This is a genomic window from Lentilactobacillus parabuchneri DSM 5707 = NBRC 107865, assembly GCF_001435315.1.
Lineage (GTDB): Bacteria > Bacillota > Bacilli > Lactobacillales > Lactobacillaceae > Lentilactobacillus > Lentilactobacillus parabuchneri.
Genome location: NZ_AZGK01000001.1, coordinates 33,286 through 47,482 on the forward strand (window position 1 = coordinate 33,286; position 14,197 = coordinate 47,482).

Annotated in this window: 15 protein-coding genes; 7 read left to right on the forward strand and 8 right to left on the reverse strand. The window is 43.7% G+C overall.

Going from position 1 to position 14,197, the window contains the following annotated elements:
- Positions 1-25 precede the first annotated feature (25 nt).
- Genes FC51_RS00205 through FC51_RS00215 form a run of 3 tightly spaced genes read left to right on the forward strand, consistent with a single transcriptional unit; the run spans position 26 to position 1,737 of the window.
- The gene (locus FC51_RS00205; RefSeq protein WP_057910083.1) at positions 26-478 is read left to right on the forward strand and encodes a MarR family winged helix-turn-helix transcriptional regulator; all 453 of its coding nucleotides are present in this window, start codon (positions 26-28) and stop codon (positions 476-478) included.
- Positions 479-488: 10 nt separating this feature from the next.
- Positions 489-1,004, forward strand: a complete 516-nt coding sequence (locus FC51_RS00210) for a GNAT family N-acetyltransferase (RefSeq protein ID WP_057910082.1) — start codon at positions 489-491, stop codon at positions 1,002-1,004.
- A gap of 16 nt (positions 1,005-1,020) precedes the next feature.
- Positions 1,021-1,737, forward strand: a complete 717-nt coding sequence (locus FC51_RS00215; RefSeq protein ID WP_057910081.1) for a B3/B4 domain-containing protein — start codon at positions 1,021-1,023, stop codon at positions 1,735-1,737.
- Between the two features lie 661 nt (positions 1,738-2,398).
- On the opposite strand, the gene FC51_RS00220 is transcribed toward FC51_RS00215, so the two are convergent.
- Together FC51_RS00220 and FC51_RS00225 are read right to left on the reverse strand one after the other, a co-directional pair.
- On the reverse strand, positions 2,399-2,983 hold the full coding sequence (locus FC51_RS00220; protein WP_057910080.1) for a zinc ribbon domain-containing protein: 585 nt from the start codon (positions 2,981-2,983) through the stop codon (positions 2,399-2,401).
- 87 nt (positions 2,984-3,070) lie between these two features.
- Positions 3,071-3,703, reverse strand: a complete 633-nt coding sequence (locus FC51_RS00225) for a DapH/DapD/GlmU-related protein (protein ID WP_057911118.1) — start codon at positions 3,701-3,703, stop codon at positions 3,071-3,073.
- An 83-nt stretch (positions 3,704-3,786) separates the two neighbouring features.
- Between FC51_RS00225 and FC51_RS00230 the strand changes: the two genes are divergently transcribed.
- From FC51_RS00230 to aldA, 3 genes are all read left to right on the forward strand, one after another.
- Positions 3,787-4,965, forward strand: a complete 1,179-nt coding sequence (locus tag FC51_RS00230) for an NAD(P)-dependent oxidoreductase (protein ID WP_057910078.1) — start codon at positions 3,787-3,789, stop codon at positions 4,963-4,965.
- Between the two features lie 284 nt (positions 4,966-5,249).
- Positions 5,250-6,371 carry an NAD(P)-dependent alcohol dehydrogenase gene (locus FC51_RS00235; RefSeq protein ID WP_057910077.1) on the forward strand — a complete coding sequence of 374 codons (1,122 nt, stop codon included), beginning with the start codon at positions 5,250-5,252 and terminating at the stop codon, positions 6,369-6,371.
- 124 nt (positions 6,372-6,495) lie between these two features.
- The gene (gene aldA, locus FC51_RS00240; protein WP_057910076.1) at positions 6,496-7,971 is read left to right on the forward strand and encodes an aldehyde dehydrogenase; all 1,476 of its coding nucleotides are present in this window, start codon (positions 6,496-6,498) and stop codon (positions 7,969-7,971) included.
- A gap of 512 nt (positions 7,972-8,483) precedes the next feature.
- Here aldA and FC51_RS00245 read toward each other — a convergent pair.
- The 5 genes from FC51_RS00245 to FC51_RS00265 all read right to left on the reverse strand — a co-directional run bounded on the left by FC51_RS00245 (position 8,484) and on the right by FC51_RS00265 (position 12,490).
- Entirely contained in the window at positions 8,484-9,899 is a 1,416-nt protein-coding gene (locus FC51_RS00245; RefSeq protein ID WP_057911119.1) for a DHA2 family efflux MFS transporter permease subunit, read from the reverse strand.
- Between the two features lie 179 nt (positions 9,900-10,078).
- The gene (locus FC51_RS00250; RefSeq protein WP_057910074.1) at positions 10,079-10,531 is read right to left on the reverse strand and encodes a hypothetical protein; all 453 of its coding nucleotides are present in this window, start codon (positions 10,529-10,531) and stop codon (positions 10,079-10,081) included.
- Positions 10,532-10,546: 15 nt separating this feature from the next.
- A complete protein-coding gene (locus FC51_RS00255; protein ID WP_057910073.1) occupies positions 10,547-10,861 on the reverse strand; it encodes a hypothetical protein in 315 nt (104 codons plus the stop codon).
- A complete protein-coding gene (locus FC51_RS00260) occupies positions 10,858-11,223 on the reverse strand; it encodes a hypothetical protein (RefSeq protein WP_057910072.1) in 366 nt (121 codons plus the stop codon). The genes FC51_RS00255 and FC51_RS00260 overlap by 4 nt, the downstream gene beginning before the upstream one ends.
- 124 nt (positions 11,224-11,347) lie before the next feature.
- Complete coding sequence (locus FC51_RS00265; protein WP_057910071.1) at positions 11,348-12,490, reverse strand: NADH-dependent flavin oxidoreductase; 1,143 nt, start codon at positions 12,488-12,490, stop codon at positions 11,348-11,350.
- Between the two features lie 141 nt (positions 12,491-12,631).
- On the opposite strand from FC51_RS00265, the gene FC51_RS00270 reads away from it, so the two are divergent.
- Positions 12,632-13,090 (forward strand): nitroreductase family protein, encoded by a 459-nt coding sequence (locus FC51_RS00270; protein WP_057910070.1) that lies wholly within the window; start codon positions 12,632-12,634, stop codon positions 13,088-13,090.
- 165 nt (positions 13,091-13,255) lie between these two features.
- Here the strand turns inward: FC51_RS00270 and FC51_RS00275 are convergent, their stop codons facing one another.
- Positions 13,256-13,714 (reverse strand): hypothetical protein, encoded by a 459-nt coding sequence (locus FC51_RS00275; RefSeq protein ID WP_057910069.1) that lies wholly within the window; start codon positions 13,712-13,714, stop codon positions 13,256-13,258.
- Positions 13,715-14,197: the final 483 nt, after the last annotated feature.

Genomic DNA, 14,197 nt, shown 5'->3' on the forward strand with positions numbered 1-14,197 from the left:
TAGTCATTGATAGGAGGCGACGTTTGTGGCCGAAATTTTACGTCCGATCGGGATCATTGCCCGAGCCCTGGATTCAATTGCCAACGTTGAATTTAAGCAATTTGATTTAACCAAGGGCCAGCATCTTTACTTGGTTCGAATCTGTGAGAACCCGGGGATTTTTCAAGACCAGTTGGCTGAATTGATTAAGGTTGATCGAACAACCGCCGCGCGGGCAATTAAGAAGCTTGAAGAAAAGGGCTTTGTAACCAAAAGAGCCGATACGGCTAATAAAAAAATCCGCCGAATTTACCCGACTGAAAAAGCGCGCAGGACGTATCCCAATATTTTGCGGGAGAATGTTTATTCCAATCAGGTCGCTTTAAAGTCGCTTTCAACGGATGAAGCTGATGAACTTGAACGCTTATTGGAAAAAGTCAGCGACAACATCGATGAAGACTGGCACTATGTTAAGAAGGGCAACCGGCGGACTTATTAAGGAGATTACAGTGACAATTACGATTAGAAAATGTACGTTAGCAGATATTCCAGCTTTGCAGGCAATTAGCCGAGAAACTTTTGCGGATACCTTTGGATCAGAAAATTCTCCAGAAGATTTGGCAAATTACTTAGACGAATCATATAGTCAAGCTCAGCTTAAACAAGAGCTGCAGGATCCAAACTCTGAGTTTTACTTCGCTTACGATGACGACCAACTTGCAGCTTATCTCAAGGTGAACGTGGGCGACTCTCAAACCGAAGAAATGGGAAAAAACGCATTTGAAATTCAGCGAATCTATGTCCTGCCTCAGTTCAAGCGTCGCCACATTGGCTCACAACTGATGACCAAGGCACTTGAACTCGCCCGCCAGCATCATAGCAGCACGGTTTGGCTGGGCGTATGGGAATACAATTTACCCGCTCAGGGGATGTATAAACACTTTGGGTTTAAGCAGACCGGAGATCACGTGTTTACCCTTGGAGAAAGCCGCCAACGGGATTTGATCATGACAAAGACATTATAAATATTGGAGGATATTCATGAAAAAATTTATTTTGGATCCAAAAACAATTGAGCTGTTTCCTGAAATTCAGATTAACGTTATGACACTTCATGGCATTGATAACCATGTTAATGAAAAAGACGATCCTTATTTTCAGAAGTTATTGGATGAAGGCACGGCTGCAGCTGAACAATTTATTACCGTAGAACCGTTCCGCGATAACCCGGTTGTCGCTGAATGGCGGGAAGCATTCCGCAAGTTTAAGACCAAAAAGGGAGCCCGCTCGACGATTGAAGCCCTCTTAAAACGGGTCAGCCACGGCAAAATATTTTCGCCAATCGCACCGCTGGTTGATATTTATAATAGTCAATCATTAAAATACGGAGTTTCTGTTGGCGGAGAAAACGTGGACGCCATTGTTGGCGATATGCACTTGGGTGAGGCCAAAGGTGGCGAGTCGTTTCTGCCATACGGTGAAACTGAAGATATGCCAGCATTGCCGGGAGAAATCTGCTACATGGACGATGAAGGCGCAGTCTGCCGTTGCTTTAACTGGCGCGAGAATCAACGGACCGAGTTGACTGAAGACACGACGAATCCAATTATCGATATTGAATCCATTACGAAAGAACAGGCAGAACGTGCGGAGATTGCGATTCGAGAAATTCAACGCCTATGCAAAGACTATTTTGGCGTGGAAGGCGAACTTCAAACGTTAACCGCAGATCATCCCGAAATCGTCATTGCGAAATGATGTCAAAAAATAGGCTGAGGCAAAAGTGTGAACTTTTGACTCAACTTTTTTTAGTCATTCCATATTGACAAGTTAAAACGTATGACGACGGCCGGCTGAAAGCCTGCTTAGCATACTTGGCAGTCGGCTATCTCGGCCATTTAAGCCCAGCAACTAATTATTCCCAAACCAGAAATAAGCGATTGCTGGGCTTGAATTCTGGGGTCACAGTGTCTTTTGCGCCTTTTAACTGCTTTAGTGGTTTTATCTTGTTATAAGTGTGACTTTGGGGGGCTGTTACCTAGTGGAAACGTGCTTCCCAGAGCAGTAACCTGCACCTAAGCCAACTTTCGGCGAAATCAAACTCGATTCCCCCGAAAGTTGGCTTAGGCTCCGGTTACTATTCGCTCTGTCCAGCACTCTAAACGTGCTCTGACGACCCAAGCTCCTACTACACAAGCAAAAGGCTCAGTGACGAACTAACCGTTCATCACCGAGCCTTTTAGCTTGTGCTCCGGAGTTTAACCGGGTCTTGTCGCACCAAACGTGCTTCACGAACCAACTTCCTCCGCTTAATCCGATAACTGGTTTCGACGCGAGTTCAGCGTCAAAACCAGTTATCAAATTAATGCTCCGACGGCCATGAAATGCCTAGTAGTTACCCGGTTCGCTGCGCACTCTCTCACTTTTTATACTTATCTGCAATATTGTACTTAACGGTGCCACTATCTATCTTTAATAAGACTTTTTTCTTGTCATGCTTATCGACAACCTTGAACTTGGCGTACTCCGGGTTGGCGTAGACTTTATGAAACGCTTTGGAGCGATCACGTGAGCGGTTGACCAAATAGTCCCACTTTGCAGGTTTGCCGGCTTTTAGATCCTTGACGGCCTTACTGTCTGAGCTGATCTTAATGGTCACGCCTTTTTTCTTGTCCGCTTTCACGGATGGTTTCTTGCCATAAGGTGTCTTGTCCTGGGCGTTAAACAAGTACTGATTCAATTCCCTGGCAACTGTCTTGTGTCCCGGGCCATCCTGTAAGGTAAACAGACTGCCGACAAAATAAATGACCAAACCAGCAACCACTAACGAGATAAACTTACCAACCGGCTTTTGATACCACTTTAAAATCCGCTTGACGTCTTGATTATTAACCTCATCTTCATCAAGCCATGGTTGCTTTGCGCCACAATAAGGGCAAAAGTTTGAGTAGGCAGGAATGGTTTTGCCACACATCACACACGACTTCGTCTTTTCTTCAGACATTCTTCTTGTTCCTCCAATGCGTATCCATGCTAATATACCAACTAATTATAGCAAAGATTTAGCGGTTGCGGACAAGTAAGTGATAAATTATGCTTCATTGGGGAGGTGCTTATTGATAAATTCCTTAATTGGTAATCTGAAATCAAGATAGTATTTCTCTAAATCTTCTCTCGACCAATTCCACCAGGCGATCTTTTCCAGATCGGCCTTTACTTCGTCAGGGAAGCGATCCTTGATCGGTTTGGCGGGGATCCCCCCAACAATGGTGTACGGTTCCACGTCTTTGGTGACCACTGCACCCGAGCCGATGACGGCGCCGTCACCAACCGTCACGCCAGCTTGAATAATGACGCCGTGGCCAATCCAAACGTCGTTGCCAATGGTTGTCCGCAAGTGTGTCCGCTTTTCCAAAAATTCGGTGTCCGGATGACCAAAGCCATAAGCGCCGCCATTATAAGCAAAAATGTGTTGCGCGGGGCGATCATAAGGGTGATTGGTCGGTCCAATACGAATCATCGCTGCCATACTGATGAATTTCTTGAGGTCACTATTTTGAATGAAACAGTACTGGCCTGTGTAAGTATAATCACCAATTGAACTATTATCGATTAAATTGCTGCTTCCTATTTCCACCCATTCCCCGAATGTAGTATTCTTGGTTTGAGTCATTTTTCCAATCGTTGGTTTATCCTTTGATAGTTTGACGAAATCAATGTGCATACGACCAACCTCTTTCTCAAAAATAATTTTCTAAGAACCATTATAATATTTTTTTGACCATTTTAGTTAAAAGGAGCTTACAAATGTTTGAAGTAAAAACAATTGATCGGTTTGATCTAACCGATTTTGCCGGGGATGTCTTTCGCACCTCCAACACCGATACACCGGACGCAATTCTGGTTCGAAGTTCCAAAGTCGATGACCGCTTGATTTCAAAGCGATTGTTATTGATTGCCCGGTCCGGAACCGGGACCAATACCATTAACGTTGAGGCTGCGACAGCCAATGGAACGGCCGTTTTCAACACGCCCGGCGTCAATGCCAACGCGGTCAAAGAGTTAATTATTCAAAATTTATTCAGATGTTTGCGCCCATTAAACGGGGCCGTCGAAATGATGAAACAATTACGCGTTGGACCGGGCGAAGATCTCCAAGAAGCCGCAGAAGCCAAACGGGTAGATTTTATTGGCGAGGAACTTTATGGCCGGACATTAGGAATCCTTGGCTTGGGAACTATTGGCCAACGGTTGGCGGACGCCTGTTATCACATGGGGATGCAGGTGATTGGCTATAACCGCAGTTTTAAGAACCTCCGCCATGTTCAACAGTTGGACACCATTGACGAAGTTTTGGAACAAGCGGACTTTGTGGTTGTTTTACTGCCATTAACCGATGATACCCGCGGTTTATTGTCAGCGAAACAATTTGAAACGATGAAGGATACTGCTTACTTGCTGAACTTTGGGCGGGGCGACATTGTTGATAATCAGGCGGTTGTCTCAGCGTTGAACCACAACGAGTTTGCCGGGTACGTATCTGATTTTCCCAAGACGATTTTACAGGACCATCCAAAGATTACCCTGCTGCCTCACCTTGGTGGCAATACGATTGAAGCACTGACTCATTCCGCCAATTTGATCCTTCAAAATTTACTGGATTTCTTGGAATATGGAACGGTCCGGAATTCAATCAATTTCCCCAGAGTTGATTTGCCATTCATGAGTAATCAACGGCTGACGTTCTTCTTTCACGCTCGGGACAATATGTGGGTTGACGTCGCCAATATTTTGAACAGCTATGATTTGCCGGTTCAAGAAATGATGGGAAATACCCAGGACGGTTATGGGTATACAATCGTGAATACGGATTTATCCACCGTTTCTAAAGAGCGGAAGCAAAAACTGCTTAGTGAACTCGATCAAATTGAAGGGATGTTGCGAGTTCGCCTGTTGAATAACCCGACACAGGGGGAATGGCAATAATTTTATACGAAACGTTTCACAATCTTGAACTTTTTTGAGATTATGAAAGTGAAAGGCAGAGTATGGGTTTCATCATTTTATGATCGTGTTTCACAAATAAAATCAAAAACAACTATTGTAATTAATTTTCATCTGCCTATAATAAGCATTGTAAGCGGTTGTTAGTTGAAAAAAGCAAATGATTCTTTCACATAGAATTCCCACGGAGTTCGAATTAATCATTTGCTTTTCAATTAATTATGATTGCTCACTGATTAACAAAATAAATAGTTGGAGATGTGATTATGCGAATCAAAGCAGCTGTTGTTAACAAAAAAGGCGGAGATTTTGAAATTAAAGATGACGTCGAATTAGCAGATATGCAACCAGACGACTTACAAGTTCATATGGTTGCGACTGGAATTTGCCATTCTGACGAAGCATTACGTAAAGGAACCGCCGAAATTGGTTATCCAATTGTTCTTGGTCACGAAGGCTCAGGAATCGTTGAAAAAGTTGGATCCGAAGTTAAAGACTTCAAACCAGGTGATCACGTTGTTCTTTCATTCTATGGATGTGGCAACTGTATTAACTGTTTGAAGGGAATTCCAACTCAGTGCTTGAATTACGCAGCCAACAACTTGTCAGGTGTTCGTCCTGACGGCAGTGCTCACTTCACCGAAAACGGCCACCAAGTTGCCGATATGTTTGATCAATCATCATTCACCACGACAACCGTTGTTCGTGAACGAAATGCCGTTAAGGTACCCAAGGATTTGGATTTGCGTCAACTTGGACCTCTCGGCTGTGGTTATGTCACTGGTAGTGGCACTGTCTTTAACACATTGAAGCCGGAACCGGGTTCAACCATTGCTGTCTTTGGGACTGGAGCTGTAGGTCTCGCCGCTATGATGGCTGGTCGAATCTCTGGATGCACCCGCGTTATTGCCGTAGATATCGTCCCTGACCGTTTGAAGTTGGCCAAGGAGTTAGGTGCTACTGATGCGATTAACAGTAAGGATGAAGATCCGGTTAAAGCAATCCAAGATTTGACTGATGGTTATGGAGTGGACTACGCGGTTGATACGACTGGTGTCACATCCGTTATGGAAGCATCAATCAAGGCTTTGGCTCAAGGCGGAACGACCGCAACGATTGCCGTTACTGATCAACACGTCGATTTGGATACATGGAACGATCTTTGTGTCAGCGATCGTAAAGTCGTTGGTGTCAACATGGGCGATTCAATTCCACAAGTTGACATTCCACGTTTGATCAGATTCTACAAATTAGGATTGTTTGACTTCGACAAGACTGAAAAGTTCTACAAGTTTGATGACATTAATCAAGCAAATGCTGATTCAGTTAGCGGAAAGACCATCAAACCCGTCTTAATCATTGACGAAGACTACAAGCCGGGAAAATAACACCTAAAGAATTTCGATGAAACAAATGCATCAAAGTTTCATTTAAAAAATAAAATATTTGTTCCTGCCACATGGCGTTCAATTACACTGTTTCGACAGGTAAAAATGAAGGGGAGCAATTATTATGGCACAAAATGCTGTTGCATTAAAACATTATCAAATGTACATTAACGGAAAGTTTATGGATTCAAAGTCAGGTAACGAAATTACGGTTTTAAACCCATCAACTGGTGAAAAGATTTCAACGGTTCCAGCCGCAACCCGTGAAGAAGCTCAAGAAGCAATCGATGCTGCTTATGAAGCTCAAAAATCATGGAAGAAAGTTCCAGCTGCAACCCGTGGCCAATATTTGCACGACGTCGCAACTGAAGTTCGTAACGAAAAGGATCACTTGGTTGAAATGCTTCAAGAAGAACAGGGCAAGATCAAGTCATTAGCAACCACTGAAATCATGTTTTCAGCTGATTACTTCGACTACATGGCAAGTGCTGCTCGGACATACGAAGGTGAAATTCTTCAATCTGACAACAAGAACGAAAACATCATGATTGCCAAACAACCAATTGGTGTTGCTGCCGGAATCTTACCTTGGAACTTCCCATTCTTCTTAATTGCCCGTAAAATGGGTCCAGCTTTGGTAACTGGTAACACAATCGTCATGAAGCCATCTTCAGACACACCAAACTTGGGTCTTGAATTTGCGAAGATCTGTGAAAAAGTTGGCATTCCAAAGGGTGTTGTGAACATCATCTCTGGTCGTGGATCAGTTGTGGGTGACGAACTCACCAAGAACAAGAAGGTTGGCATTATCAGCTTGACTGGTTCTGTTGATTCAGGTAAGCGTGTGATGGCCGGCGCCGCAACTCATATGGCAAAGGTTTCACTTGAATTGGGTGGTAAAGCTCCAGCCATTGTCTGCAAGGATGCTGACATTGATTTGGCTGTTCAATCAATTATTGACTCACGTGTCGATAACAACGGCCAACTTTGCAACAACTGTGAACGGGTTTACGTTCAAGAAGATGTTGCCGATGAATTCATCAAGAAGTTGTCAGACAAAATGTCCAAGATCACGGTCGGAAACGTTATGAAAGACGACAACATCGGCATGGGTCCACTGATTAACCAAGAAGCTTTGGACAAGGTTGCTGGAATGGTTGACCGGGCTGTCAAAGCAGGCGGCAAGATCACTGCAGGTGGTCACAAGTTGAACATCGAAAACGGCTTCTACTACGAGCCAACTGTGATTACCAACGTCAAGCAAGACTCAGAAATTGTTCAAGACGAAATCTTTGGCCCAGTACTTCCAGTATTGACCTTCAAGACTTTGGATGATGCAATTGAAATGGCAAATGATTCGGACTTCGGTTTGACTTCATCAATCTTCACAGAGAATTTGGACAACGCAATGCGTGCTGCCAATGAACTCGAAGATGGTGAAACCTACATCAACCGATTCAACTTTGAAGCAATGAATGGTTCACACTCAGGTTGGAAAGAATCAGGAATTGGTGGAGACGATGGTCGCCACGGCATCGAAGAATTCTTGAATACCCACGTCATTTACCTTCAGGGACATCCTGAAAAGGCAAGGGGATAAAATCCAGAGTGCGACGAGACCCGTTTAGACTCCGGAGCATAAGTCAAAAATCCCAGTGATGAACGATTTTTGTTCATTGCTGGGATTTTTGACTTGTGCAGTAGGAGTCTGGGTCGTCGGAGCACGTTTTTCAGTTAAAGATAAGGAACGCGGTACGCGTTGAAGTCTGTTGTTGGACTAAGCGGAAAAAGCTGGCTTGGGGAGCACGTTTTCTCTGAATATCAGTACAATACTAACAAAAATACCAGAAAACTCCGGAGCATAAGTTAAAAATCCCAGTGATGAACGAACTTTGTTCATTGCTGGGATTTTTGACTTGTGCAGTAGGAGTCTGGGTCGTCGCCCCCAGGACTAGACGCTACACGTTGTTTGTGGTCGTCGGAGCACGTTTTCTCTAAATATTAGTACAACACTAACACAAACAACAGAAGATTCCGGCGCACGAAAAAAGCTCAGCGATGAAATTCATCGCCGAGCTTTTTGCTTATTCAATAGGGATGTTGTTCCCAGGACTAAACATGTGACAAGTCGGTTTGTCGTTGGTGGTGCAATTTTGGTGTCTGTGAATGTTTGGTATAAAGCTTTCTTGATACAAACAACGCGACAAGTAGGAACAACAGGCACATCGTGAACCCGGCTTGAATCCCAAGTTGGTGATTGTGCGGCTGTCCTGAAAACGCATGGCTGGCAATATTGATGGTTGCCACGATAATTGCCGTTCCAAACGAGGCCGCAATCTGCCGCAGCGTGTTAAAGGCCGCAACGCCATCTGAAATCAGGTGATTTGGCAAGTAGGAGAGTGCTTGGGTCTGGATTGGAATTAAGATGAGGACCAACCCTAATTGACGGATGGTTTGCCCGACTGTCAGCATGGCCACCGACGCATTAACGTCAATAAAGGCCTGCATCATCGTGCCAAAGCAGTCAATCAAAATACCGGTGGTCACAATGATGCGAACAGGATAGCGGTCAAATAAATGCCCGCTTACCGGGGACATAAATCCAGTTAACAGCGCTCCGGGTAGTAACGCCAATCCGGAGATAATCGCACTTTTCCCCATAATCGTCTGAATTAGCAGTGGCAGTAAAATTGTATTACCATACATCGTTGACACAATCAGCGAATTAACCAGCGTCGCAGTTGTAAACTGGGGATTTTTAAACACGGCCAAATTGACAAACGGATGATCGGATTTGCTTTGCGTCATCACAAAGGCGCCGATTAAGACAACGCCGATGATAAACGGCAGCCAGACCGACATTGATTCGATCGAGTATTGACTAACATTTGAGAAGCTCCACAATAAGCCGAGCAAGCCGAAACTGACGGTCATCAACCCCTCAACGTTAAATTTAGGTGCTTGATTGGTTGGGATCTTCGGCAGTGCCGTGACAGCCACAATTAAATCAATGATGATAAACGGCAGCACCAGAATGAAGAGGTAACGCCATGAGAAGTAGTTTAAAATAATTCCGGAAAGCGTCGGGCCAATAATTGGTGAGAAATTAAATGCCAAGCCGACAATGCCCATGACGGCTCCTTTTTTACCAGGTTGCGCATAGCGGATTGCCAAGCTGTTTACCAGGGGCATCATCATGCCGGCGCCAATTGCTTGAATCATCCGGCCGATAATTAAGGTTAAAAAGTTGGGGGCCAGCGCACCAAACACAGTTCCAATTAAAAAGATACTCGCGAAAAAAATAAATAACGATCGGAATGTAAACTTTTTGGTTAGGTACGCGCTGACCGGAATCATGATCGCATTTACCAGCGTGTAGCCGTTGCTGATCCACTGCACGGTTCCGGAAGAAACGCCAAATACCTTCATAAAAGTTGGTAAGGCAACGTTCATTAGGGTTGAACAGAGGATCCCAAAGAAGGCACCAAAGACCATGATGATTAAAGAGTAATGATTTTGTTTTGACATTAGCAGGACTTCCAAATATGTATTTTTAAAAATAGCAACTTTAAATATTGTAAGGATTATCACAAACAAATGCAAGCGGCTGCCTTCTGATAAGAACACGATTTCTCATTCGGGGCCAGTAGTCGTCACAACAAAAAAAGGATGCCAGCAAATCTCAACGCTGGAACATCCTTGTCAATTCAATATGAAGTGTTCTTCGATACCCGATAAAAGTTCGGTGAAAACGGGGTATTCTTGGCAATGTTGACGCCATCATAATAAATGTGCACGTAGCCATGGCCAACTCGTTTGAACGTAAAACGGGCCTGCTGCGACTGATTCAACATATCAGTGCCAATAATCGTGTAGGCATTTGCGCCCACAGACTTCCATTTCGTATTTGTAATGTGCCAGCCTTCTGATTGAGTCAGAGAGGCGTTGATCTGGTTCTTCTTAACCCGAACGGACTCATAGCTGTATAACTTCTTTACCCCAAAATACTTACCAACGTTGATTGTTTTGTTTTTCCAGTGACCGCGCAGGGCGGTTGGCGTTCCCTGATGCCACGTTGCGGCTTGGGTCGTCATTGTGGCTGCACCCATCAATCCGAGTGACGAAACGGCAACTATTGTGACTTGGCTGATTTTATTCACGCCCATCATCTCCAGTTAATTTGCTTGTTTAAATTGATTGACCAACTGAATGACCATACTTGGCTCACTTCCGGGAAGTGCTCGGTAGACCACGTAATCTCCAGGGATCAGGTTGAAGGACTCCAGTTGTGCGGATTTGGCAACGTTAAAGCCGGCAACTTCGTAATAACTGTGGCCGTCGACAGCTTCATCCGTTAGCGTGACATTGACGGATTCAAGTGGGGCGACATCAAGGGATGCCCGGCGCAATGCCAGGTATTGGTAGTTGACCGAATCAACCATGATCGTTATTTCGTTGTTCGTACAAGGGACGTTAATGGTCTGTTTCAAATTGGTTTACTTCCTTCTTTGAGTTTTGCATGGCGAATATCGTTTACATTTATTGTAACCATCTTATCTGTTTGAAGATAGATCAAATTATCATTGGCACCAATGACAATACCACTTATATTATAAACGTTTAAATAGCCATCATCATTTAATTGAAGGGTAATTTGTTTGGCGTTTTGCCAACTGTCCTGCAATACCTTATCAATCACCTCTGGTTCCTGTTCCGGCAGCCGACGAATCGGGGCCTCTTCGCTTTTTTTATCTGTCATATCCTGGGTGTGATCGCTCAAAAAGTAACCCAGCCACTTCATCATGCCACGGTCATTATAGAGCCATTGATCGCGTGGAACGTTTCGAATCATGTTAAACACCCCCTATGGCTATAATATACGAACATATGTTCTAATCGTCAAGGGGAACAGATCAAATAAAAAAATCCCAAGGCTGAACTGATTGCCAGCTTTGGGATTGGGAAATGTTACAGTTTTAAATTCGAATCTGCTTCTCATCAGTTGAAATCGGGAAGCCCTTCTTAAACGCAGTCCGCAAAAAATTCAGGAGTGGCGGGGTAATTTTCAACTCATCCAGATCTCGCAGTGAGAAGGTATAGCGAATCGCTTGTTCATCATCAGCTTCAACTTTTTGGACCCACTTTGGTTCACGAATTAGTTCCCGTCCCATGGCAGCAAATTGGACACCAGCGGCAATCAGCTTTTCAACTTGGGCAGGAGAGGCCAAGTGACCCACCACCATCAGTGGCAAATCATCAGCGAGCACTTCTTGAATTTTTTCGAACAGCGGTTGTTTGTCGTCACGGTCAACAATCGATCCCTGCCAAGCATCTGCCAATGATATGTGGAGGTAATCGATTGGCTTTTTGTTTAATTCTTTGATGAGGGCAAGGGTGTCTGCCATTCGAATGCCAGGCACTTCAATTTCTTCAGGAGAAAGGCGGTAGCCTAAGATAAAGGATGGGGAATCGGATTTCTTAATAACGTCTGCGCAGGCATCAATGACGGCTAATGGGAAATTCATCCGTTTTTCCAGGGAACCGCCCCAGTGGTCTGTTCTGCGGTTGGAATGGGGGCTGAAGAACTGCTGAATCAAATAGGTGTTGGCACCGTGGAGTTCAACGCCATCAAAGCCGGCATCAATAGCAAGCTGGGTGGCATTGGCAAAGTCTTGAATGGTTTGTTCAACTTCTTCATTGGAAAGTGCTCGGGGTGTTTCAGCGCCCAAGCGTTCAGAAGCCACCGCGCTGGCAGAAACCGGTTGCTTGCCGCGAAGGACGCGACTGTTGGTCATACGACCGGCACTGAAAATTTGTAAAATTGCTTTGGTGTGGTTGATTTTAATGGCGTTGGCTAAACGTGTCAGCCCCGGCAACATGGTTTCGTGGGCAACACTTAATTCACCTTCGAAGCCTTTACCGAGATCATTGACGTTGGCACATCCGGTGATGACCATGCCAGGACCGCCGGCGCGCAATCGAAAGTAGTCAATTTCATCATTCGTGATACTACCGTCTTCGAAGCTGGACATTTCAGTCATTGGCGACATGGCAATTCGATTTTTGATTGTGACGCCGTTTCGTAATTTTACTGGTTGTAAAAACTTGTAGTTCGTCATAAATGATCCTCCTAATGTGATAGATAAGTTGAGTTTACCATGTTTTTTAGTTGATGATAAGAAACTTTTCCAGAAACCTTCGTTTTCCATAAAAAACGCTTACAATAGAAGTGTATAGGAAAAGTAAGGAGAGATGTGACGATGGAAACACTAAAAATGATTCAAGCACGTAAGGCGGTTCGAGAATACTCCGGACAGATATCAGATGACCAGCTTCACCAAATTTTGTTAGCAGCTAATGCGGCACCAGTTGGCATGGGGCGCTACGATGATTATCGACTGACGGTGATTCAGGATGCCGACGTCTTATCTAAAATGACGGGGATTTATGACGCACCAACTGTCATTGTGGTTTCAGTGAAAGTCGACAGTGCTTCAGATGAAATTTCTGCCGGCACGATTGTTCATAATATGGAATTGGCCGCAGAAGACCAGGGACTAGGTGCTAATTATAATATGGCCAGTCTGGGTTCGATTCCAAGTGGCGTGATTCCGGATGGCTTCAAACCGGCATTTGCATTAACCTTGGGTCAGACTAGTGATGAATTTACACCGCGAGAGATTCCGTTGGATCGGATTAAGACGAATACGGTTAAGTAATCGCTAAAATAAAATGGATTAGCCGTCTCAACTGGCTTGTTGAGAGGTTAATCCATTTTTTGAACGTATAAGGATTATAAAATTATGAGGCATGGTAACCGTTGATAATTAAAAGTATTCTTCTTTGTAAGCTATGTGTCCACATAGCATCTAACAAAAAAAGGCTTAGTGAAGTATTGCTGTTACTAAGCTTGTTCTAGTTGCTACTTTGTTTGCATAATAGGCTGGCTCATGCTTTGGAATGTCATTTTGTGGGATCGTTATAAACCCAAAACGAATTTTAGAAAAGTTTTTATTTGGTTTGATAAACCACCAATCATGATAATTAGTTTTCTTTGAATCGACTCCTTGAATCACATAGTAGCCAAATAGTCCCATCCACGAAATGACACTTGACCTAAAGCTTCCACGATAAGTATGCTTGGCAACAAATGTGTTGTGGGTTCCATAAAAGTATTGTGTTGCATTAGTGTGCGAAGGTGTGTATTTCCAATATTTATTGACTAAGACGCTAGGAGTTCCGCGATATCTTCGCACGGTGGATTTTGCAGATGCAGGGCTGGGAAGCCCCACAAGAATAAAGTAAATTACAACAATACAAATAAATAATTTTGATTTTTTCAAATTTAACATCCCCCCTAAAATTATTATATCTCAACTTAGAAGGAATGCTCAGTTTTTAAAAAACTTTGCCGAGAAGCCAATAAACTATATTGCTTTTATCTAAAAATATGTATAACTATAAGTGAACAGTTAACGAAAAACAAACACTTTGGATTGTAGTCAATACCTGAGACAGATTTTAAGAGAGATCAAGAACCGCGTTTAGCTTCCACAGCTCAAATAAATCATTAATTTCGATTAATAGCTTATTTGAACTGTGGAAAGCAATAAATTATGTGGCCATCTGGTTCGCAATCGTTGCGATTTCAACTTGTAAGGGGGGTGGTAGCTGAGTGAACTATGAATTCTTATTATGATCTTTTGTATTAACATTTTTTGTGATAAGACGGAATATACGTTGGGTTAAAATAGATTTCGGAGAGAATATAATTGCTACTAAGAATATTATTGCAGTGACCGCATAGTAAGTGTTATCCTCCGCGG

What these genes read in the sequence shown, in the direction of transcription:
- FC51_RS00225 (WP_057911118.1), bottom strand. Translation starts at nt 3,703, where the DNA reads ATGCACATTGATTTCGTCAAACTATCAAAGGATAAACCAACGATTGGA.
- FC51_RS00260 (WP_057910072.1), bottom strand. Translation starts at nt 11,223, where the DNA reads ATGATTCGAAACGTTCCACGCGATCAATGGCTCTATAATGACCGTGGC.
- FC51_RS00220 (WP_057910080.1), bottom strand. Translation starts at nt 2,983, where the DNA reads ATGTCTGAAGAAAAGACGAAGTCGTGTGTGATGTGTGGCAAAACCATT.
- FC51_RS00265 (WP_057910071.1), bottom strand. Translation starts at nt 12,490, where the DNA reads ATGACGAACTACAAGTTTTTACAACCAGTAAAATTACGAAACGGCGTC.
- aldA (WP_057910076.1), top strand. Translation starts at nt 6,496, where the DNA reads ATGGCACAAAATGCTGTTGCATTAAAACATTATCAAATGTACATTAAC.
- FC51_RS00235 (WP_057910077.1), top strand. Translation starts at nt 5,250, where the DNA reads ATGCGAATCAAAGCAGCTGTTGTTAACAAAAAAGGCGGAGATTTTGAA.
- FC51_RS00230 (WP_057910078.1), top strand. Translation starts at nt 3,787, where the DNA reads ATGTTTGAAGTAAAAACAATTGATCGGTTTGATCTAACCGATTTTGCC.
- FC51_RS00270 (WP_057910070.1), top strand. Translation starts at nt 12,632, where the DNA reads ATGGAAACACTAAAAATGATTCAAGCACGTAAGGCGGTTCGAGAATAC.
- FC51_RS00215 (WP_057910081.1), top strand. Translation starts at nt 1,021, where the DNA reads ATGAAAAAATTTATTTTGGATCCAAAAACAATTGAGCTGTTTCCTGAA.
- FC51_RS00245 (WP_057911119.1), bottom strand. Translation starts at nt 9,899, where the DNA reads ATGTCAAAACAAAATCATTACTCTTTAATCATCATGGTCTTTGGTGCC.